The sequence below is a fragment of the bacterium genome, assembly GCA_035371905.1.
Classification (GTDB): domain Bacteria; phylum Ratteibacteria; class UBA8468; order B48-G9; family JAFGKM01; genus JAMWDI01.
Window position 1 is genome coordinate 15,044 of sequence record DAORXQ010000010.1, and the last position, 20,753, is coordinate 35,796.

The 20,753-nt window shown below is 26.4% G+C and carries 20 protein-coding genes; 1 reads left to right on the plus strand and 19 read right to left on the minus strand.

The annotated features are described in order from the left end of the window. Positions 1-7: 7 nt before the first annotated feature. The 13 genes from PKV21_02040 to PKV21_02100 form a co-directional block, all read right to left on the minus strand. Positions 8-421, minus strand: coding sequence for an archease (locus PKV21_02040; GenBank protein HOM26270.1), 414 nt, complete (start codon positions 419-421; stop codon positions 8-10). After that, positions 414-2,849, minus strand: a complete 2,436-nt coding sequence (gene gyrA / locus PKV21_02045) for a DNA gyrase subunit A (GenBank protein ID HOM26271.1) — start codon at positions 2,847-2,849, stop codon at positions 414-416. The genes PKV21_02040 and gyrA overlap by 8 nt, the downstream gene beginning before the upstream one ends. A 12-nt stretch (positions 2,850-2,861) precedes the next feature. Then, positions 2,862-5,240 (minus strand): DNA topoisomerase (ATP-hydrolyzing) subunit B, encoded by a 2,379-nt coding sequence (gene gyrB / locus PKV21_02050; protein HOM26272.1) that lies wholly within the window; start codon positions 5,238-5,240, stop codon positions 2,862-2,864. Positions 5,241-5,351: 111 nt separating this feature from the next. Further along, a complete protein-coding gene (folK, locus tag PKV21_02055; protein ID HOM26273.1) occupies positions 5,352-5,816 on the minus strand; it encodes a 2-amino-4-hydroxy-6-hydroxymethyldihydropteridine diphosphokinase in 465 nt (154 codons plus the stop codon). Then, positions 5,813-6,835, minus strand: a complete 1,023-nt coding sequence (locus tag PKV21_02060; GenBank protein HOM26274.1) for a hypothetical protein — start codon at positions 6,833-6,835, stop codon at positions 5,813-5,815. Before PKV21_02060 ends, folK begins: the two co-directional genes overlap by 4 nt. A gap of 2 nt (positions 6,836-6,837) precedes the next feature. Further along, positions 6,838-8,130 carry an adenylosuccinate lyase gene (gene purB, locus PKV21_02065; protein HOM26275.1) on the minus strand — a complete coding sequence of 431 codons (1,293 nt, stop codon included), beginning with the start codon at positions 8,128-8,130 and terminating at the stop codon, positions 6,838-6,840. A gap of 57 nt (positions 8,131-8,187) precedes the next feature. Beyond that, complete coding sequence (locus PKV21_02070) at positions 8,188-8,931, minus strand: hypothetical protein (protein HOM26276.1); 744 nt, start codon at positions 8,929-8,931, stop codon at positions 8,188-8,190. After that, positions 8,924-9,847: a tRNA (adenosine(37)-N6)-dimethylallyltransferase MiaA gene (gene miaA / locus PKV21_02075; protein HOM26277.1), complete on the minus strand. Its 924-nt coding sequence runs from the start codon at positions 9,845-9,847 to the stop codon at positions 8,924-8,926. Before miaA ends, PKV21_02070 begins: the two co-directional genes overlap by 8 nt. A gap of 18 nt (positions 9,848-9,865) precedes the next feature. Then, positions 9,866-10,726: a thymidylate synthase gene (locus PKV21_02080; protein HOM26278.1), complete on the minus strand. Its 861-nt coding sequence runs from the start codon at positions 10,724-10,726 to the stop codon at positions 9,866-9,868. Further along, positions 10,723-12,426 carry a DNA polymerase/3'-5' exonuclease PolX gene (polX, locus tag PKV21_02085; GenBank protein HOM26279.1) on the minus strand — a complete coding sequence of 568 codons (1,704 nt, stop codon included), beginning with the start codon at positions 12,424-12,426 and terminating at the stop codon, positions 10,723-10,725. The genes PKV21_02080 and polX overlap by 4 nt, the downstream gene beginning before the upstream one ends. Beyond that, a complete protein-coding gene (locus PKV21_02090; GenBank protein HOM26280.1) occupies positions 12,423-13,013 on the minus strand; it encodes a SagB/ThcOx family dehydrogenase in 591 nt (196 codons plus the stop codon). Before PKV21_02090 ends, polX begins: the two co-directional genes overlap by 4 nt. A gap of 119 nt (positions 13,014-13,132) precedes the next feature. Then, the gene (locus PKV21_02095; protein HOM26281.1) at positions 13,133-13,588 is read right to left on the minus strand and encodes a hypothetical protein; all 456 of its coding nucleotides are present in this window, start codon (positions 13,586-13,588) and stop codon (positions 13,133-13,135) included. Continuing rightward, complete coding sequence (locus tag PKV21_02100) at positions 13,578-14,105, minus strand: RNA polymerase sigma factor (protein ID HOM26282.1); 528 nt, start codon at positions 14,103-14,105, stop codon at positions 13,578-13,580. The genes PKV21_02095 and PKV21_02100 overlap by 11 nt, the downstream gene beginning before the upstream one ends. A 75-nt stretch (positions 14,106-14,180) precedes the next feature. Here PKV21_02100 and rpsT point away from each other — a divergent pair, with 75 nt between their 5' ends. Beyond that, on the plus strand, positions 14,181-14,468 hold the full coding sequence (rpsT, locus tag PKV21_02105) for a 30S ribosomal protein S20 (protein ID HOM26283.1): 288 nt from the start codon (positions 14,181-14,183) through the stop codon (positions 14,466-14,468). Here the strand turns inward: rpsT and PKV21_02110 are convergent. From PKV21_02110 to PKV21_02135, 6 genes are read right to left on the minus strand one after another with little or no spacing between them, the layout of a single operon-like run. After that, a complete protein-coding gene (locus PKV21_02110) occupies positions 14,444-15,076 on the minus strand; it encodes a hypothetical protein (GenBank protein HOM26284.1) in 633 nt (210 codons plus the stop codon). The two genes, rpsT and PKV21_02110, sit on opposite strands and share 25 nt — an antisense overlap. After that, a complete protein-coding gene (gene lptE / locus PKV21_02115; protein ID HOM26285.1) occupies positions 15,073-15,561 on the minus strand; it encodes an LPS assembly lipoprotein LptE in 489 nt (162 codons plus the stop codon). The genes PKV21_02110 and lptE overlap by 4 nt, the downstream gene beginning before the upstream one ends. After that, on the minus strand, positions 15,536-16,498 hold the full coding sequence (locus PKV21_02120) for a tetratricopeptide repeat protein (protein HOM26286.1): 963 nt from the start codon (positions 16,496-16,498) through the stop codon (positions 15,536-15,538). Before PKV21_02120 ends, lptE begins: the two co-directional genes overlap by 26 nt. Next, a complete protein-coding gene (locus tag PKV21_02125) occupies positions 16,491-18,902 on the minus strand; it encodes a DNA polymerase I (protein ID HOM26287.1) in 2,412 nt (803 codons plus the stop codon). The genes PKV21_02120 and PKV21_02125 overlap by 8 nt, the downstream gene beginning before the upstream one ends. A gap of 2 nt (positions 18,903-18,904) precedes the next feature. Then, on the minus strand, positions 18,905-19,414 hold the full coding sequence (locus tag PKV21_02130; GenBank protein HOM26288.1) for a hypothetical protein: 510 nt from the start codon (positions 19,412-19,414) through the stop codon (positions 18,905-18,907). Further along, positions 19,407-20,630 carry a hypothetical protein gene (locus PKV21_02135; GenBank protein ID HOM26289.1) on the minus strand — a complete coding sequence of 408 codons (1,224 nt, stop codon included), beginning with the start codon at positions 20,628-20,630 and terminating at the stop codon, positions 19,407-19,409. The genes PKV21_02130 and PKV21_02135 overlap by 8 nt, the downstream gene beginning before the upstream one ends. Between the last annotated feature and the right edge of the window lie 123 nt (positions 20,631-20,753).

A 20,753-nucleotide genomic window follows, 5' to 3' on the forward strand; every position in this document is an offset into this window, starting at 1 on the left:
CTCTCATTTATAAATCAAAAATTATTGTTGTTGTATACTGGTTATCTAATTTTTTTATCTTCAAATTGTGATATGTTGTTGCTTTAACTTCTTTTTCTATTTTTTCTACTTTTTGCATTTTAAGTTTTGCAAAGAGATTATATTCATTATTTTTAAAATCTATTTTAATTTCTTTGATTTCACCTGACATTTTTTTTGTTTCCATATAATATATCATTTCATTCAAAAATTTAACAAGTAAATTTTCAAGTTCCTCTGATTTCAAGTTTATTTCCATAATACTTTCTTTCCCGTTTGATTTCACTCCCATTATTTCATAAAGTCCTTTCAAAGAATTAATAAAAATTTCTTCTATTGTTTTTCCTTTGACAATTATTCCTGTATCGGCGGTATGGTTTATAATTTCAATATTTTTATTCATTATTTTCTTTTTCCACTTTGGTTATATCTGTTATTTCATCATCAGAAGGAAGATTTATCAGTTTCACACCAATAGTATTTCTTCCAACAATTCTTATGTCAGAAACTTTAATTCTTATAACAATACCCTTTTTGGTAGTTATTATTATTTCATCTTCTCCAGAAACAAGTTTAGAACCAACAACCTCACCATTTTTGTTACCAACTTTTATATCAATAACTCCTTTACCTCCTCTATGTTGAACTTTATATTCTTTAATTAATGTTCTCTTTCCAAACCCTTTTTTACATACAGTAAGCAAAGAAAAATTCTCTTCTTCTGGATTTATAATTTCGCAACCAACAACTTCATCATCTTTTTTCTTAAATCTTATTCCTATTACGCCAATAGCATTTCTTCCAACCGGTTTTACTTCTTTTTCTGGAAATCTGATGCTTAAACCATTTTTAGTACTTAAAATTATATGACTATTTCCATCTGTAAGTTTAACATCTATAAGTTTATCTCCTTCTCTTAAATCAATACCTATTATTCCACCTTTTCTTGGTTTACTATATTTCTCAAGGGATGTTTTTTTCACAAGTCCATTTTTTGTAATCATAATTAAAAATTTGTCTTTTGAAAATTCTCTTACAGGGATTACTGCAGAAATTTTTTCTCCGGGTTCTATTTTTAAAAGATTTATTATTGGTTTCCCTTTTGCTTGTCTACTCCCTTCAGGAATTAAGTAACCTTTAAGCCAGTAAACTTTCCCCTTATCAGAAAAAAACAAAAGTGTATCAGTAGTTGATGTTAGAAGGAGATGTTTTATAAAATCTTCTTCTTTTGTTGAAGCTCCTATTAATCCCTTGCCTCCTCTTCTCTGTCTTCTGAAAGAATCAAGGTTTGTCCTTTTTATATAACCTTCATAAGAAATTGTTACAACTATGTCTTCGGGTCTTATCAGATCAATATCTTCAAATTCTTCTATACTTTCTACAATTTCTGTTTTTCTATCATCTCCAAATTTTTCTTTGATCAATAAAAGTTCATTTTTTATTATTTCTTTTACTCTTTTTGGACTTTCAAGAATTTCTTTATAATCTTTTATTTTTAATTCAATTTCATCTCTTTCTTTTAATATTTTTTCCCTTTCAAGTCCTGTTAACCTTGAAAGAGGCATACTTAAAATTGCATTTGCCTGGATTTCAGTAATTTTAAATGTTTTAATTAATTTTTCTCTTGCCTCATCAACATTTTTGGAATTTCTGATTAAATCAATAACTTTATCAAGATTATCAAGAGCAATAATTAGTCCAAGAAGAATGTGATACCTTTCTTCTGCTTTTTTTAAATCATATCTGGTTCTTTTTATAACTATTTCTTCTCTAAAATTTATAAAGAGTTGAAGCATCTCTTTAAGATTTAAAAGACGAGGCTGTCTATTAACAAGTGCAAGATTAATAATTCCATAAGATGTCTGTAGTTGAGTGTGTTTATAAAGTTGATTTATTATAATATCCACATTCTCGCCTTTTTTTGTCTCAAGAACAACTCTAATACCATTTTTATCTGACTCATCTCTTACTTCAGTTACTCCTCCTATTTTTCCATTTTCAATTAGATTTGCTATTTCTTCAACAAGATTTGATTTATTTACTTCATAAGGAATTGTTTTTATTACTATGTTAACTTTGTTTTTTTCTTCTTCAACATCAACATGCCCTCTTACAATAATTATCCCTTTTCCTGTAGTATATGCACTTTTTATGCCTTCTCGTCCACATATCATACCACCTGTTGGAAAATCAGGACCAGGTAAAATTTCAATCAGTTCTTCAATTGTTATTTCAGGATTATCAATTAATTTTATCATGGCATTCACTACTTCTGATAAATTATGGGGTGGAATATTTGTAGCCATTCCAACCGCTATTCCAGAAGACCCATTTATAAGAAGATTCGGAATTTTACTTGGTAATACAGTTGGTTCAATCAAAGATTCATCAAAGTTAGGGACAAAATCAACTGTTTCTTTTTCAATATCTGCAAGCATTTCCATAGTAATTGATGCGAGTCTTGCCTCTGTATATCTCATAGCAGCAGGTGGGTCTCCATCAATAGAACCAAAATTCCCCTGTCCCTCAATTAAGGGATATCTTAGAGAAAACGGTTGTGCCATTCTTGCTATTGCTTCATAAATAGGGGCATCACCATGGGGATGATACTTACCCATAACCTCACCAACTATTCTTGCTGATTTTTTAAACGGTTTTCCAGGTTCTAATCCTAATTCAAGCATTCCATAAAGGATCCTTCTATGAACAGGTTTTAATCCATCCCTTACATCAGGTAAAGCTCTTCCTATAATAACACTCATAGCATAATCAAGATATGACTCCTTCATTTCTTCCTCAATTCCTATTGTTACTATTTTTTCCCCTTCCATAATTACCTCTTTTTAAATGTCAAGATTTTTAACTTCTCTCGCATATTTTTCAATAAATTCTCTTCTTGGTTCAACAACCTCTCCCATAAGAATTGTAAATATTTCCTCTGCTTTTATAGCATCTTCAATAGTAATCTTTTTTAATCTTCTCGTCTGGGGATTCATTGTGGTTTCCCAGAGTTGTTCAGGATTCATTTCTCCAAGACCTTTATATCTCTGAATTATAAAACCAGTTTTTTCTTTTTCTTTTATTTTGTCATATATTTCAATAATAGAAACTCTTTCTTCTTTTCCTTTATCATCCTTTATCACAAATATCTTTTCAAAAATTTTATCAAGTTTTATGTCTATCTCTTCTAATTTTTTAAAAATTTTCTGTAATTCTTTAGTTTCGTATATCTCAAAAAGTTTATATTTCTTGTTTTCACTTTTAGAAAAGAGGTCAAATTCCTCACCTTTTTTATTTAAATATTTGGTCACTTCTTCTTCATCAGTTAAAAATAATTCCTCATCTTCATATGTAAGAAAGTATAAGGGCATTTTTCTATTCTTTTTGTAGAAAGAAACTATTTTTTTTATATCAAGTCCTTTTAAGGATAATGTCTTTATTATTTCTATAAGTTTTTTGCTTATTTCAAAAATAGTTTGAATTTGTTCGGTATATTCACTTAATTTTGAGTCATAACTTAAAAAAAGTTTTATCCTTTCTTTTGCAAATTGTACAAGTACTTTATCCATTTCATTTTCTGTGTCTATATAGAACTCTTTTTTTCCTTTTTTTATTTTATAAAGAGGGGGCTGGGCTATATAGACATATCCATGTTTTATAAGGTCAGTCATCTGTCTATAGAAAAAAGTTAAAAGGAGTGTTTTTATATGGGCTCCATCTACATCAGCGTCCGTCATTATTATGATTTTATGGTATCTTACTTTACTAATATCAAAATCATCTCCTACTCCACCTCCTATGGCACTTATTATTGTTTTAATTTCATCGTTATTAAGTACTTTTTCAAGAGATGCTTTTTCTGTATTAATTATTTTACCTTTCAAAGGTAAAATTGCCTGAAAAGTCCTTTCTCTTCCCTGTTTAGCACTTCCACCAGCAGAATCACCTTCAACTATAAATAACTCTCTTTTTTCAGGTTCTTTTATTGAACAGTCAGCAAGTTTACCCGGAAGTGCACCCGTTTCTAACAGTTTTTTTCTTGTAAGTTCTCTTGCTTTTCTTGCTGCTTCTCTTGCTTTTGCGGTTGCAATACATTTATTTAAAATTTCTCTACCTGCTTCTGGATTCTCTTCAAGAAATGTCAAAACATTTTCATAAACTATGCTTTCTACAATAAATCTTACCTTTGAGTTCCCAAGTTTTGCTTTTGTTTGACCTTCAAATTGAGGTTCAGGTAACTTAACCGCTATTATTCCTGTTAATCCCTCTTTAACATCTTCTCCTGTTAAATTCAAATCGTCTAAAAATCCATTGTTTTTTCCATATTCATTTAATGCTCTTGTTAGTCCACTTCTAAAACCTGTTAAATGTGTACCCCCTTCTCTTGTGTTAACATTATTTGCAAAGGAAATAACGGTTTCACTGTATCCATCGTTATATTGAAAAACTGCTTCAATTTCAATATCTTCCTCTGTTTTTTTTATATAAAATGGTTTAGGATGAAGAACCTTTTTATTTTTATTAAGGTATTCTACGAATGAAATCAATCCACCTTCATATTTAAATTCTTCTTTTATATTTTTCCTTTCATCTATAAATGTAATTTTTACACCTGCATTTAAAAAAGCAAGTTCTTTAAGCCGTGCAATCAATATATTTTCATCAAAAATAATTGTTTCAAAAATTTCTTCATCCGGTTTAAATGTTACCTTTGTTCCTGTTTTTTCTGTTTTCCCTATAATTTTTAAAGATGTAACAGGTTTTCCTTTTTCATATTTTTGATAATATACTTTCCCGTCTCTTTTAACCTCTACTTCCATATATTCTGATAGAGCATTAACAACAGATACGCCTACACCATGCAGCCCTCCAGAAACTTTATATACTTTTTTGTCAAATTTACCACCTGCATGTAAAGTGGTCATTACAACTTCTACTGCAGGTTTTTTTTCTGTTTTGTGTATATCTACAGGTATACCTCTTCCATTATCTTCAACTGTTACAATATTTTCAGGACGAACAATTACATTTATTTCATCACAGTACCCAGCCATTGCTTCATCTATACTATTATCAACTACTTCAAAAACAAGATGATGGAGTCCACCTGTTGAAGTGTCTCCAATATACATTGCAGGTCTTTTTCTAACCGCTTCCATTCCTCCTAAAACCTGTATAGCGGAAGCGTCATAAGAGCTTAAATTCTGTTTATTCTCTTCCATTTAAAAAAACCTCCATTTTTAACAAAAAATTTTACCATTTTTTAAAATTTCTGTCAAAATAAAATGCTTTACAGTTGATAGGTTTGATAAATTTTTATGTACTTTTAATTTTCAAATTTTTTTAAGTTTTCTATAAATTTCTTTCAATTTATTATTTGATACAGGGTCTTTTAATTTACAATTTATTTCAAGAAGTGGTTTCAATACAAATTCTCTTTTTTTAAATTCCGGATGAGGTATTATAAGTTTTTTTGTTTTAATTATTTTTTTCCCATAAAAAATTATATCAAAATCAATTTCTCTTGCATCACCTTTTTGATGAGGAAATTTTCTCCCGATTTTTTTTTCAACATTCTTTAATTTTTCTAAAAGATTTTCAGGTGATATATTTGTTTCAACCTCTATTGCGCCGTTTAAAAAAATTCCACCTTTTGCATTAACCGGTGGATTTCTGTAAAAAAAAGATATTTTTTTTATATCAAGAAACTTTTCAATTTCTTTTAAACCTGATATTATATTTTTTATTTTTTCCCCTTTATTACTTCCTATGGCAATATATACTCTTTCCTTTTTCATTCAATAAAAGATTTAAATAAAATTGACGAATCTTTATATTTCCTCTTTAGTTTTCTTGAAAAATTTACAGCAAGAAATAGACAGAATGTTTTTTCATATTCATAATTTTCATTCATAAATGGGTCAAAGATAAATAAAAATTTTGCATCTTCCAGATTTGACAGTTTTTTCAAAACCTCTAAAGAAAATGCTTCAAATTTTTTTACCCAGATTGAAGGAGTATCAGTTGGATTAAGAGCAAAATCAAACCAATAAAAGAAGTCATCTTTTATTGGATAAATTTTTGTTATTTCTTCAATACCAAGAAATATTCTCAAACCATCAAGAACTTTTGTATCTGAAAAATAGAATGTATTTTTTTTAATTCTTTCAGAAAAATAAACTTTTTCATTAAATTTTCCCATACCGTATAAATGTAAAAAGTTAGCAATGGGTTCATTCAAGTCAACCCTGATTTTATTTATAGGATGTAGATTTAAAATTTTTAATGAATTGTCCATAAGTTTATTTATTATTTCAAAATTTTCGCCTTTATATTTAATTTCATCTACGTATTTATTTTTTATTTTATTTGGAAATTTACTATCTAACATAGGTAAATTTTCAGGGACTTTTAAAATTATATCTTTTTCATAAACAAAAAATTCATTTATCTTGCTTTCCTTTTTAATTTCTTCAATAAGTTTTTGTTTCTCTTTTAAATTTAGATTTACATCTGTTTCAATTATTTTGTTTTCAATCACAGATATAAATTGACACAGAAAAAAAGTGTCATTTTCGCTGGATGGTATTGAGTATTTTAAAGACCTGATAAAACTTTCTCCTGGAAAAGAAATTTCAGGTAATAGAAATTTAAAATAACTTTTTTCAATTGTTTTATCAAGTAAAACATAACCCCATTCTCCTTTTTCCATAAATAATTCAAAGTTTTCTTTTTTTGCATAATCAAATAATGTTTTTTCCCACCTTTTTTTGAATAGTTCAAGGTATCCGTGAAGAGTAAATAAAATAAATTTCATCTTTATTTTTCAATATATTTGAAAATTTTTTCTATATTTTTCAAAAGTTCGTTTATATCAAAAATTTTATTTAGTTCGTCATCTTTAATATATTTCTTTATAAAATCATCTTTTTTAACAAGTTCACAAAAATCAAGTTTTTTATTTATTGCCTCAAATGATATTTTCTGAATTTTTTCATATGCCTCTTTTCTTGAAAGACCTTTTAAAACAAGACAATTTAATAATTTCTGAGAAAAATAAACATTATTTAAAACATTCAAATTTTTTTTCATATTTTCTTCATTTACTACCATTCCATCAATAATTTTTGTAAGTAATGTTAAAATATAATCAAGAAGGATTGTTGATTCTGGTAAAATTATTCTTTCAGCAGAAGAATGACTTATATCTCTTTCATGCCATAAGGAAACATTTTCTAATGCTACATTTACATTTTTCTTTATGACTCTTGCAAGTCCACAAACTCTTTCACATAAAACAGGATTTCTTTTATGTGGCATAGCAGAAGAGCCCTTTTGTCCTTTTCCAAATGGTTCAAAAACTTCAGAAATTTCTGTTTGCTGAAGCAATCTTATCTGCAAAGCAACTTTTTCACACGAAGAAGCAATAATTCCAAGAATTGTTATAAAATAAGCATATCTATCCCTTGAAATTATTTGAGTTGAAAACTTTTCCCTTTTTAAATTAAATTTATCGCATACATATTCTTCAATTTCAAGTTCTATGTTTGAAAAAGTTCCTACTGCACCTGATATTTTTCCCACACTTATTTCGTCAATTGCTTTCTCAATTCTTTCTTTATTTCTCAAAAATTCAAAATACCATGTTCCAATTTTAAATCCAAGAGTTATCGGTTCAGCATGTATTCCATGAGTTCTTCCTATCATTAAAGTATTTTTGTATTGAATTGCCTTATCCTTTAAAACTTCAAGTAATTTTTTTATATCATCCAGAATTATATTTCCTGCTTCTCTTAAAATTAATGCAAAAGAAGTATCAATAATATCCGAAGATGTAAGTCCTAAATGAATATATTTACCTTCATCACCAATTTCTTCACTCACCTGTTCAACAAATGCAATAACATCATGATTTGTAATTTTTTCAATTTCATTTATTCTTCCAATATCAATTTTTGCCTTATTTTTAATTTTTTCAACAACGTCATATGGTATAACTCCAATTTTACTCCATCCTTCAAGAACAGCAATTTCTACTTCAAGATATTTTTTAAATTTGTTTTCTTCACTCCAGACATCAGCCATTTCTTTTCTTGTATATCTTGGTATCATATCAACCTCCTTGTAAAAATTATATATTATCGATATTTAAGTTGCAAAATAAGTTTTTCAAGAGATAAGAAAAAACTTAAAAACGAGATATAATAAAAACAAAAACAAAATTATTGATAGATATAAAGGTAAAAACCTTATTACCAAAAGTATTATTAAAACTATAAAAGGAGAAATTATAAGAATAAAAAAATATTTTTTTGTTTCTTTTAAATCACTTATAATTGATTTAACAACATCTTTTTCTTCACCGCAGTTTTTACACTTTTGTTCTTTTTCTGTGTTTTCTTCACCGCAATTTCTACAAATCCAAATAATACCCCTTTTTATTTTATTTTCTTTTTCTGATATTAATATTTTTTGCTTAATTGATGGTAGATCTTTAATTTTATACCCTGTTTTATATAATTCAAGTGCTTTAGAGTACTCTTCTTTTTTGAAATAAATGTCTCCCAGTTCTACATATGCCTTATAGTTGTTTGGCTGTTGAAGTATTATTTCTTTCAGTTCATCAATTCTTCTGGATTCCATTTTTTCCGTTAAAGTTTTTTCTTTTATTTCATGTAAAACTTGAATGAAAACATATCCAGAAAGAGGAATAAATATTGAAATCAATGACATTTTTAATATAGTCAATACAATACTTATAGCAAAAAGAATAGAAAAGATTACGATTTCTTGATGGGTTATATCTTTTTCCAACCATTTTTCAAAAATAATAAAATAAAATTCTATTCCCAGAACTATAAGGATGAATCCCAGTTTTAACCCTGCAAAATATCCAGAACCCCAATCAATCATTTTTGTATATTCCCATTATTTTTTCAATTGCTTCTTCATTTTCTAAAAAATTTATAAATATTCCTTTTTCTTTTTTAAACCATATAATCTGTTTTCTTGCATATTCTTTTGTCCTTTTAATGATTAATCTTTTCAATTCTTCAAAATTATATTTACCATTTAGAAATTCAATTATTTCATTATATCCAATAGGAGCTTTTAAATTCAAATATTTTTCAAAACCTTCTTCTTTCAATTTTTTTACTTCCTCAATCCATCCATTTTCAAACATTTTTTCCACTCTTTTTTCTATTCTTTCATAAATTATTTTTCTGTCTCTCATTAAAATAAAATAGTAAATCTTTCCTAGATTTTTCAATGTAATTTCAGGTTTTTGATTTTGCCAGTAAGTCATATTTTTTCCAGTCAATTCATAAACCTCAAGTGCTCTTTTAATTCTATACCTATCATTGGGATGTATTTTTTTTGATATTTCAGGGTCAATAATTTTTAATTTTTCATATAAAGTTTCAGTTTTTTCTTTTTCAAGTTTTTCTCTGATTTCTTTCTGTTTATCTTTTAATTCATCAGGAATATAAAACATTCCATTCAATAAAATTCTTATATAAAATCCACTTCCACCAACAATTAAAGGAATTTTATTTCTTGAAAGTATTTCTTCTGTTTTTTTAAAAACCTGTTTTGAATATTTATATACATCAAATTCATCTTTTAATGATAGAAAATCAATGAAATAATGTGGAATTTCTTTCTTCATTAATTCAGAAGGTTTATCTGTACCTATATTTATTTCTTTATAAAATTGTCTACTATCACAGGATATAATTTCTCCATTTATTTTTTGTGCAATTTTAAAAGATATTTCTGTTTTTCCAGAGGCAGTTGGACCTCCAATGATTACTATTTTATTCTTCATTAAATATATGCCTGTGATTTAAAATAGAGTTCCTAACTTTCCTGTTTTCTTTTCCATTTCTATAAGTTGTTTTCCATATTCAAAACCCGCAACTGCGACCGGGTCGTTAGTTTTTAATGTTCTACTTTTTGTATGGTCTGGATTATAAAAATCCCTTTTTTTAAGAGAAGTTAAAAATCTTTTTTCAAAATCTTCAAAACTTTCTCCATAAATATGATAGGAATCCGAAATATCAACATACTGTCCTACTTTAACATTTTTACTTATTTTTTTAGAAATTTCATCTGCGATGTATTTCTGAAGTTCGGTCAGACCAAATAAATTCATAAAAGCAGCTCTGTAAGCGTCTCTTGAACGCCAGTGAGTATTCATATTTAAAAATAATTCTCCCTCTTTTTCAATAATTCTACACCATATTCTCTGCAAACATGGAGGGTCATAGGTGAATGGGTCATAAAAAGGAATCCATGTAATCCCCTGTGCCCTTCTTGAAAAATGTGTTTCTGATAGTTTATTTATTATATATTCAAGTTGATTAACCTTTTCTTCTTTTCCCGGGATATGATAATTTGTAAGCCGGTCATGATAGGTATAAGTCCATTTTTTTTCTTCGGGATTTATCCATGCATCATGGATTCCATAAACCACTTCCTGTCTGTATTTTTCAAGGTCCTCAATTCCTCCTGGAAAAGCAAGATGAATTCTTGGTTCAGAAAAAGGTTCATTTATAACCATAATCATTGTACAATCTTTGCTTGGAGGGTCATTTTTCCTATCATATTCTGTTTTTATACTAATCCCATTCTTCCAGAGTTCAAGTAAACTTTTTTCCCATACTTCTGCTATTGAATTCCCTTCAATTTTAATTACAGGTATCATCTTTTTCTCCTCCTTAAAGGCATATTTTCCCATTTATATGTATTTAAAATTTCTCTTTTTGTAAGCCATCCTCTTCTTGCCATACCAATTCCAAATTTCATATATTTTAACATTCCTGTATTATGAGCATCTGTACCAAGAGAAAAAAATAAATTTTTCGTCTTCCCTTTAAGAATATTCACATCATTTAAATCCAATCTATCTGGATAGCAATTTATTTCAAGGGCAACATTAAATTTTGAAGCATATTCAATAATTTCATCTATATTGACTTCATACCCTTCTCTCCCACTTAAAAGACGACCTGTTGGATGAGCAATTATATCAACAAATGGATTTTCAATTGCTTTTTTTATTCTTTCTGTTACATTCTTTTTAAATCCCTGATGAATTGAAGCAATAACAAAATCAAGTTCTTCAAGAATTTTATCAGAATAATCAAGAGAACCATCAGCAAGTATATCAACCTCCATCCCTTTTAAAACTCTTATGCCTTTTATTTTTTCATTTGTTTTATCTATCTCTTCATTTCTTCTTTTCAAACTATCTTCATCAAGTCCACCTGCAATTTTTGATGTTTTTGAATGGTCACATATTCCAATATATTCATACCCCAGATTTTTTGCAGCAATTGCAATTTCTTCTATTGTTTCAACTCCATCTGAATATTTTGAATGAATATGAAGGTCTCCTTTTATATCCTTTTCTTCAACAAGGATAGGTAATTTCCTTTCAATTGCTGCTTCAATTTCTCCTCTGTCTTCTCTTAGTTCAGGTGGAATCCAGATAAGACCAAGAGTTTTATACACTTCATCCTCAGTTCTGCCCGCAATTTTTTCATCACCTTTGAAAACTCCATATTCACTAATTTTTAAACCTTTTTCTTTTGCAAATCCCCTTAATTTTATGTTATGTGCCTTTGAACCGGTAAAATATTGAAGAGCTGCTCCAAAGGAATCATTTGGAACTACTCTTAAATCAACCTGTAAATTATGTGATTTTTCTATTATTGATGCTTTGGTATTTCCTTTAACTATAACTTCTTTTACTATTGGTAAATTAACAAACCTTTCAATAATTTCAATATTATTCTTACTAGTTGCAAGTATATCAATATCTCCAATTGTTTCTCTCATTCTTCTTAATGAACCTGCAGGGTCAATATTATCTGTATATTTTTTTAATTCATTTATTATATCTTCCACAATAGGCAGTGCAATTCCAATAGGTATTCTTTCTCTTCCCTGTTTAAATAGTTCAATTCCTTTTTTTATATTCTCAACTTTTTTTTCTCCCATACCAAAAAGTTTCGCAAGTTGTCCATTTTCAATTACTTTTTCTAGGTCCTGTAAATTTTTTACACCTAGTTGGTTATATGCAAGATTTAATGTTTTTGGACCAAGATTTGGTATTTCAAGAAGTTGCAAAAGTTCTTCTGGTATATCCTTTACTGCTTCTTCATATTTTTTCATTTTACCTGTTTTCAAGTATTCTTCAATTTTTTCAGCCATACCTTTACCTATACCAGGAATTTTCTGAATCTCTCCTTTTTTATAAACTTCTTCTACATCTTCCGGATATTCTCTTAAAATCCTTGCTGCTTTCCTATAAGCACCTATACGAAAAGAATCATCTCCTTTAAATTCAAGAGCATCTGCAATCTTATCAAAAATATTTGCAATTTCCTGATTTTTACTCATTTTTTTCCAACAGGACATAAATAAAAAACATCTTCTTTTATTCCAAGAACTTTTTTCACTTTTTCGTCTTCAAATGCACCTATCATAACAGTTCCAAGCCCGAGAGATTCTGCCTGTAAGTGTATATTCTGACCGCAATGACCGACCTCCATATAAACATATCTTTCTCCTCTTTTTCCATATCTATTTGTTGTCCTTTCAAAAATCCCAGAAATAACTATTGTAATAGGTGCAAGTTTTATAGATGTTTGATTTAATGCTGCTCTTGATAGTTCTGTTCTTAAATCTCCTTCTTTTACTAAGGTTAATGAGTGAGAATCAATTTCATAATGATAAAGTCCTGGTGATAATCCTTCAACATTTCCAACTACTACATAAATTTCAAGAGGATATGTAGCACCTGCAGAAGGTGCAGTTCTTCCACCCCAGTCAGCAGTTTTTCCATCAGTTGCCCATAAAATCTGGGACAATTCTTTTAAACTTAATGGTGTATCTTTATAACTTCTTACAGACCGTCTACTTTTAAGAGATTCCTCTACACTAATTTTTCCTTCAAAATCAGGAGATGGTAATTTAATTTTTTCCATATTTTCACCCCCAATTATAACAGAAATGATAAAAAATAATAAAATATATGTTTTCATTGTAATTAATTTTATTTTTAATTGAGAAATTTTTCAAGTTTTTTATAGAGAAAATAGTACTTTTAAAAGCCCTTGAAAATTACATCAAGAATTTTTTCTGCTTCTTCATCTTGCATGTAATCAACATATTCAATCATTTCTTCTTCTGAAAAAGGCAAATTATGATTCAAAATTTCAATTTTTACAGTAGAATTAACTTTTTTTAAATTGGAAGTATATATTCTGGTAAATAAGAAAGTTGAAAAAAATATTAAAAAGAGTGAAATACCTGCAAATACAGGTTTCAATTTAATATGTAAAGATTGTTTTGCTTGAATATATTTAAATTTTTCCTTCCAGAAATTTTCATCAAAACCAGAAAATTCCTCCTTGGGTAAACTGTTTAAAATTAAAAGAAATTCCTTATATAAATTTCTACATTTTAAACATTTTTCCAGATGTTCTCTAATTTTTTCTTTTTCTTTTACTTTCCCTTCAATATAATCCAAAATATTTTTTTCTACATTTTTACATTTCATTTTTTATCACCCCTTTCTTTTTTAAATTTTCTCGTATTTTTTGTAACGATTGAAAATAAGTTGCTTTAATTGTTCCAACTCTACTTTTTAAAATATTTGCTATTTCTTCGTAAGTCAATTCTTCATATGTTTTCAGAATAAAAACTGTTTTTTGTCTTTCCGTTAAATTATCAATCTCTTTTTTTATCTCTTCTATCATATCACCACAACGAATACAATCGTCAAAATTTTTTCTGTTACTGTTATGAAAAATATTTTCATAATTATAATTTTCAATTTTTTTTATTCTATTTTTTTTTCTTAAAAAATCATATGATAAATTCACTGCTATTCTATAAAGATAAGTTGAAAATTTAGAAAGTCCTTTAAAGTTGTTCCAGTTTTTATAAGCGCGTAAAAAAGATTCTTGAACTATATCCAATGCATCACTATGATTATTTACCATTCTAAAAGCTATTCCATAAATTTTATTTGCATACATTATATAATATTCCTCAAAACTTTTTTTATCCTTCATTTTAATTTAGACATTAAAACTTGATTGATGGTTTATTTTATGATATATTATACCGCAAATTAGAGGAGGTTATATATGGCTAAGAAAAAAAGGAGTGTTTTAAAAAGACAGAGACAGGAAATAAAAAGAAGATTGAGAAATAAAATGATAAATTCTAAAATAAAAACATTGATTAAGAAAACAAAAGAAGCAGTTTTGAATAATAACCCGGAATTTGAGAATATTTTAAAAGAAACTATCAAGGAAATAGACAAAGCTATAGCAAAAGGGATAATTCATAAAAAAACCGGTGCAAGAAAAAAAAGCAGATTGATGAAGTTTGTAAAGAAATACAGGGTTCAACTTGAACCAGAAAAAAAATAATAAAAAAGATATATATGTAATTCTGAACCCACTTCAATCATTCCTGTTTTCAAAGAGTAATCAAGATTGAAAAGTAAATCAAATTTTTTTATAAATTCATCTTTTAATGTTTTTTCATTATATAAAATATTTCTTAAATAGATTTCAATACCACTTATAACAGGAGTAAAGTTTTTCTCCCTGACTTTCATATAATTTCTTAAGATCTCCATTATTTTTTTTCTATTTGTTCCTTTTAAATTATATATTTCTTTAAAAAATTTTTCTTCTGGAGAAACAGGTTCTTTTTTAAATTTGCTTTCTTTAAATGGTGGTTTTATTGAAATTCCATAAAGTATAACAATTATATTTGGAGGGAGTTTTTTAATTGAATTATAAAGTATTTCACAATCATCTTTAGAAAAACTTTCTACATTTTTTATTATATAGAGGGAGTTTTCAGAAAAGATTGGATTATAATCAAAATCATTTATTATTCTATTTATCTCAATTTTTTCAGCATCATAAATTTTTATATCAAAATCGTTTATATTGTATTTTTCTTTCAAAGTTTCAATGGTTGTTTTTACTTTTTCAATGTCATTTATAATAACTATCAAGTTTTTCATCTGTTTTTAAGTTTTAAAAGTTCAAAATATATTCTTTGAGCAATCTGTTCAGAAAGTTTTTCAAATATCTTTTCTTCCCTGTATTCTTTATAAATAGAAGAGGAAATATCCTCAATCAAATTTTTAGTTAAGACTGCATTTTCTTTTCTTCCATCATTCACCTTCATCTGTACTTCAATTCTATATTTTGCACCAACTATATTATCAATATCCTTTTTATCAAAAAAAACAGGAACTCTTTCAAACTTAAGAATTTTAACAGAAAGTGTATAATCAGCAATTTCTTTCATGTTTGTCAATGTATAACCTGAATAATTTAAAATAATTTTTTCTATTTTTTCCCTAATAGTAAAACTTAACATAGATTGATTAGTATAATTCTCTATTTTGTCAATATATATTCTGTTTTTTTCTGAAATGTTTTTGTTTATATAACAGGAAGTAAAGAATAAAAACAAACTACATATTTTTATTAATCTTTTCACTTGCAATTTTCCCATACTTAGTATTTGGAAACCGTTCTATTATTTTCATATAATAATAAACTGCACTTTTTTTCTTTCCTGCTCTTTCATAATATCTTGCAATTTGATAATATTTTTCTGCCTCTTTTTCATCAAGCATAATTTCTATTTTTTTAATTTCATTTTCAAATCTACTGTTTGGATATTCAATTAGAAATTCATTTATCTGGTCTTTTATATCTTCTATTGTATCTATATCAAGAGAAACTTCGGGTATTAAATTTAGTAAATATTTTATTTTTAAAAATTTGGCTCTTTCTGCATTAGATGTTTCAGGAAAATTTTTTATAATTTTTTCTAAAACTTCTATACTTTTATCATATTCTTTTAAATCAAAATAAAAATCTGCAAGTTTAAACATTCTATCCACTGCTTCCAAATCGTATGGACTATTTTCTATAACTTTATTCATAAATTGTGCCTTTTCTTCTGCTCTTGAAAATAAACCTCTGAATAATCCTTTTTTACTCTCTAATTTTTTTTCTGCTATTTCTGATTGAATTTTAATTGAAGAAAGAACAAGAGGTGAAGAAGGATATTCATCTATAATTTTTTGATAATAATCAAATGCTTTTTTTATATCTCCCTTTTCCCTGTATATTTCGCCTAAAATGAAACATGATGAAGGAGCGTATTCTGATTTTGAATAATGTTTTAATAATTTCTTATGTTCTCTTATAGATGCTTCAATTTTTCCGTTTTTTCTTAATTCCTCTGCATATTTAAATTGTTCTTCAGGAGTTTCTTTTACAGCATATTTAGGATTTATCCATTTTTTTGTCTGTGGTGTCCATTCCCAGTAGGAATAAGATAAGGATACAATTAAAAAAAACATTAAAAAAATTTGAAATTTCCTCATGTAAAAATTTTTACATAAATACATCCTTATGTCAATCATTTATCTCCTCCATTTCAAGAAAATTTTTACCTTTTTTTACATCAACTTTAATTGGTACTTTTAAGATTATAGCATTTTTCATAATCTCCTTTACAATTTCTATAACCTTTTTTTCTTCTTCTGGTAAAACTTCAAATAAAAGTTCGTCATGAATTTGGAGAATTAGATTACTTTTTAAATTTTCTTCTTTAAATTTTTGATATATTTTATTCATTGATAGTTTTATAATTTCAGAAGCAGACCCCTGAATTGGCATATTTATTGCAACTCTTTTGCCAAATTCTCTTTCATTTTTATTTTGACTTTTCAATTCTGGAATATACCTTCTTCTTTTTAGCAGTGTTTCAACATAGCCATTATCTTCTGCTTTTTTTATTATGTTTTCAGTATATTGTTTAACTTTTTTGAATTTTTCAAAATATTTTTGAATAAAAATTGAACTTTCTTCAACTGATATTCCGAGTTCCTGTGAAAGGCCATAAGGGCTTATTCCGTATATAATTCCAAAATTTATTGTTTTTGCAATTCTTCTTTTTTCTTCTTTTGTAAGTTCTCCAAAATTTAATGGAGAAAAAAGAGAGTCACTGGTGAGAATAATTTCAGCAGTTTCTGAGTGTATGTCTCTATCTTTTTCAAAAGCATCAATTAAAACAGGGTCTTCTGAAAAATGAGCAAGGACTCTTAATTCTATTTGACTGTAATCAAAAGATAAAAGAAAATTATTTTTTTCTGCACAAAATGCCTTCCTGATTAAACCACCCCTTTGGGACTTAACAGGTAGATTTTGCAAATTTGGATTTGAACAGGTCAATCTACCAGTTGTTGTAGAAATTTGACTGTATGTTGGATGTATCCTTCCTGTTTTTTGATTAATAAAATTTAAAAGACCTTCAATATATGTGGATTTTATTTTATAAAGTTCCCTGTATTCAAGAAGAAGTTTTGGTAATGGATGAAGAGGGGAAAGTTGTTTTAATACATTGATATCTGTTGCATATGCAGTTTTCGTTTTTTTTATAACAGGAAGTTTTAATTTTTTAAAAAGAATTTCGCCTACTTGATTAGGAGAATTTAGATTAAATACTTCACCACTTAAAGAATAAATCTTATCTATAATTTCATTTATTTCTATATTAAATTTTTCATTCAAATTTTTTAGATACTCAATATCAACTTTTATACCTGTAATTTCCATCCATACAAGAACATAGATAAGGGGCATTTCGACTTCTTCAAATAGTTTATACATATTAAAACCTATCAATAAATTTTCATATTCTTTTTTCAACTCAAATAAATTTCTATTATAAATTGCTTTTCCTGTAAGATGTTTGGCAATAGAAAAATCAAAATCAATATTTTTGAGTTTAATACCCTTATTTATCAAGTCCACAATTTTACTCTTGAGGTCAAAACCAATTTTCTTTATATCATCGCATTCAAGAATCTTTTTATATTTTTCTGGATATCTTAGTATTTCAGTATAGTTTATGATTTCTCCTGTAGAAAATCCTATAAAATTTTCTATGCTTTCAATATTCTCAACATCGGGATAAATTTCTTTTATAATTTCTTTAAGTTTAGTAAATTCAAAATATTCAAAAATTTCATATAATCTTGGTAAATCAGGAGAATTTATTTTTATCTCTTCAAGAGTAATTTTATCAAAAAAATTTTTGTTTAAAGTTGAAAGTTTTTTACTTAAAAAGGCAATTTCTCTATTTTTTTCGAGTTTATCTCTTAAATTTTTTGAATCAATTTTTTCAAGATTATTATAAATTTCTTCAATTGAATTAAATTTTGAAAGAAGAGAAATTGCAGTTTTTTCTCCAATTCCAGGTATTCCTGGAATATTATCAGAAGTATCTCCTGCAAGCCCTATAAAATCAACTATTTTTTCCGGTCTAAATCCATATTTATTAATTACTGATTTTTCGTCTAAAATACTGTAATCTATTGGATTTATAACGAAAACATTTTTATCTATTAGTTGCAAAATATCTTTATCACTTGATATTATAAAGAATACCCTGTCATCAGACTTTAATTTTTCAATTGAACTGGCAATAAGGTCATCTGCTTCGTATCCTTCTTTTTCATAATATTTTATACCAAGATAGGTAATTATTTCTTTTATTTTGGGAATCTGTCCAGAAAGTTCATCAGGCATTGGTTTCCTTTTTTCTTTATATTTTTCAAAAGTTATATGTCTAAAAGTTGGTACTTGAAGGTCAAAAAAAATAGCCATATATTCAGGTTTTTTTTCTTTTAAAATTTTAAGTAATGTTGTGGTAAAACCATATATTGCATTTGTTATTATTCCCGTAGAAGTTTTTAATTTCGGTAAAGCATAGAAACTTCTATAGATTAAGCAGGTTCCATCTATAAGATATATGTCTTCCATTATTAAAAATTGTCTGTAATTCTATTTTTTAAACAAGTTATTATCATTGAAACATTTAAAAGATATGGTTTATTTTTATCTCTCTTCATTTCAAATTGGGATATATAAATTCCTTTTGTTTTTTCAATTTTATTAAGTATTGAAAGAAGTTGTTCAAGGGTAATGAGATTTATATCAATTTGTATTTTTTCCATAATATATTCATCTATTTCTTCTCTGGGTAAAATTTTAATATCTCCAAAATTCGTTTTTATTGAGGAATTTTCAATTAAATCATTTAAATAAGAAAAGAAAGAAAATTTATCTGAAACAACATTCACAGTAGTATCTTTTTTTTCCACCTCTCCCTTTTTATATTTTTCACATAACTCAATAAACTCTTTATATTCTTTTTCCTTTTTTAAAATAATACTGTCAAGATTTTTAATTTTTTTCTTATTTGGTAAATAAATATACTGATATTCAAAAATAATAATAAAAATAACAAAAGTTAAAATGATTTTTCTATCCATTAGTCCCTGTCCTCAATAAAAGATTAAATCTAATTTTATTTTCTTTGGTAAATGATACACTGTTAATTTCAAAATTCTTAAAAAATTTTGAATTTCTAATATTTTCTTTAAGATTATCAAGATTCTTTAAATTATCAACTATTCCTGTTAGGTTAATATTTTTATCATTTATTGATACTTCTTCAACCTCTCCATTAATATTTTCTGGAAAAAAAAGTGTTATTTCTTCAAGTGTTTTAATAACAGAAATCTCATATACAGGTATTTTTGAATAACTTTTATCCTGTATAAATTTTTCTTTAATCTGTATCAAAGGATTAACAATTTTTTCTGTTTCAGGAAATAGTGATTTAAAAATATTTTCCATTTTTTTGTTAATTTCATCTAATTTCTTTTCTTTTTCAGTAATTTTAAAATGAGGTGTAAAAAAAAGAAAAGTACTTACAAGTAAAATAATAAAGTAAGACAGATATTCAAAATTCAATATTTTCTTTCTTATAAGAATATCTTTGAAATTAACAACTTCAAGTTTTTTTAATTCATTTAAGATATTAAAAAAATTTGTTTCAGAGAAAAAGTGTAATCCGTCCATTTTTATTTCTTCATAGATTTTTCTATCGCCTATAAAATAAACAGGAAGTTTTTTTGTTACAAATAAAGAAGGCAAAACTTCTAAAATACTTTCTTTTATGTTATTTGAAAAGTAGGAATAAACACCGGAAATAGTTGAATTTTCAATAAGATTTATTAATAAATAATCTTTTTCAGTGTAAAGTTCAATAAAATCGTATTCTTTTAAGTTGTTTCTAAAAAATTGATGAATTAAAATTGAATCAATTAAAAATTTATATTTTGTTTTATTTTTTTTGAAAATTTCCTTTAAATATTCTATTTTTTCTTTTTCAACAGCGAAAATCCCAATGGTAGTTTTATCTTTTTCAGGATAAAAAAATTTAAAATGGAAATATAACTTGTCTATTGATGTAGGAAATTTACCTTCAATTTCCTGATTTAGAACTAAACTTATTTTTTTCTTATCCCTGAATTCAAATTCTACTTTTCTAAAATAAATATTTAATTTTGAAAAAATTAAATAAAAAAAGTTCTGTTTATTTTCTTTTATAAAGTTTTCCAGATTTTCAAAAGGAATTTCACCTCTTTCATTGTTCTTAAAATAATAAACTTTTTCGCCTTTTAAATATAAAAAAATTTTCATAAAATACCCTTTTTTATTAACTCAATAGTTTTATCTTTTTTTAAAATTCCTTCCACATTTCTTTCTTTTCCTTTTTCATCCTTAACTTTTAATGAGATATGAAAATACTTACTTTTAAATTTT

Coding starts and splice junctions, on each gene's coding strand:
- rpsT (HOM26283.1), top strand. CDS start 14,181: ATGGCTAAGAAAAAAAGGAGTGTTTTAAAAAGACAGAGACAGGAAATA.
- polX (HOM26279.1), bottom strand. CDS start 12,426: ATGAGTAAAAATCAGGAAATTGCAAATATTTTTGATAAGATTGCAGAT.
- gyrA (HOM26271.1), bottom strand. CDS start 2,849: ATGGAAGGGGAAAAAATAGTAACAATAGGAATTGAGGAAGAAATGAAG.
- PKV21_02070 (HOM26276.1), bottom strand. CDS start 8,931: ATGATTGATTGGGGTTCTGGATATTTTGCAGGGTTAAAACTGGGATTC.
- PKV21_02090 (HOM26280.1), bottom strand. CDS start 13,013: ATGGAAAAAATTAAATTACCATCTCCTGATTTTGAAGGAAAAATTAGT.
- PKV21_02125 (HOM26287.1), bottom strand. CDS start 18,902: ATGGAAGACATATATCTTATAGATGGAACCTGCTTAATCTATAGAAGT.
- PKV21_02120 (HOM26286.1), bottom strand. CDS start 16,498: ATGATTGACATAAGGATGTATTTATGTAAAAATTTTTACATGAGGAAA.
- PKV21_02100 (HOM26282.1), bottom strand. CDS start 14,105: ATGAAGGATAAAAAAAGTTTTGAGGAATATTATATAATGTATGCAAAT.
- miaA (HOM26277.1), bottom strand. CDS start 9,847: ATGAAGAATAAAATAGTAATCATTGGAGGTCCAACTGCCTCTGGAAAA.
- gyrB (HOM26272.1), bottom strand. CDS start 5,240: ATGGAAGAGAATAAACAGAATTTAAGCTCTTATGACGCTTCCGCTATA.
- PKV21_02135 (HOM26289.1), bottom strand. CDS start 20,630: ATGAAAATTTTTTTATATTTAAAAGGCGAAAAAGTTTATTATTTTAAG.
- PKV21_02130 (HOM26288.1), bottom strand. CDS start 19,414: ATGGATAGAAAAATCATTTTAACTTTTGTTATTTTTATTATTATTTTT.
- PKV21_02040 (HOM26270.1), bottom strand. CDS start 421: ATGAATAAAAATATTGAAATTATAAACCATACCGCCGATACAGGAATA.
- PKV21_02110 (HOM26284.1), bottom strand. CDS start 15,076: ATGAAAAACTTGATAGTTATTATAAATGACATTGAAAAAGTAAAAACA.
- PKV21_02080 (HOM26278.1), bottom strand. CDS start 10,726: ATGATACCTGTAATTAAAATTGAAGGGAATTCAATAGCAGAAGTATGG.
- purB (HOM26275.1), bottom strand. CDS start 8,130: ATGATACCAAGATATACAAGAAAAGAAATGGCTGATGTCTGGAGTGAA.
- PKV21_02095 (HOM26281.1), bottom strand. CDS start 13,588: ATGAAATGTAAAAATGTAGAAAAAAATATTTTGGATTATATTGAAGGG.
- folK (HOM26273.1), bottom strand. CDS start 5,816: ATGAAAAAGGAAAGAGTATATATTGCCATAGGAAGTAATAAAGGGGAA.
- PKV21_02060 (HOM26274.1), bottom strand. CDS start 6,835: ATGAAATTTATTTTATTTACTCTTCACGGATACCTTGAACTATTCAAA.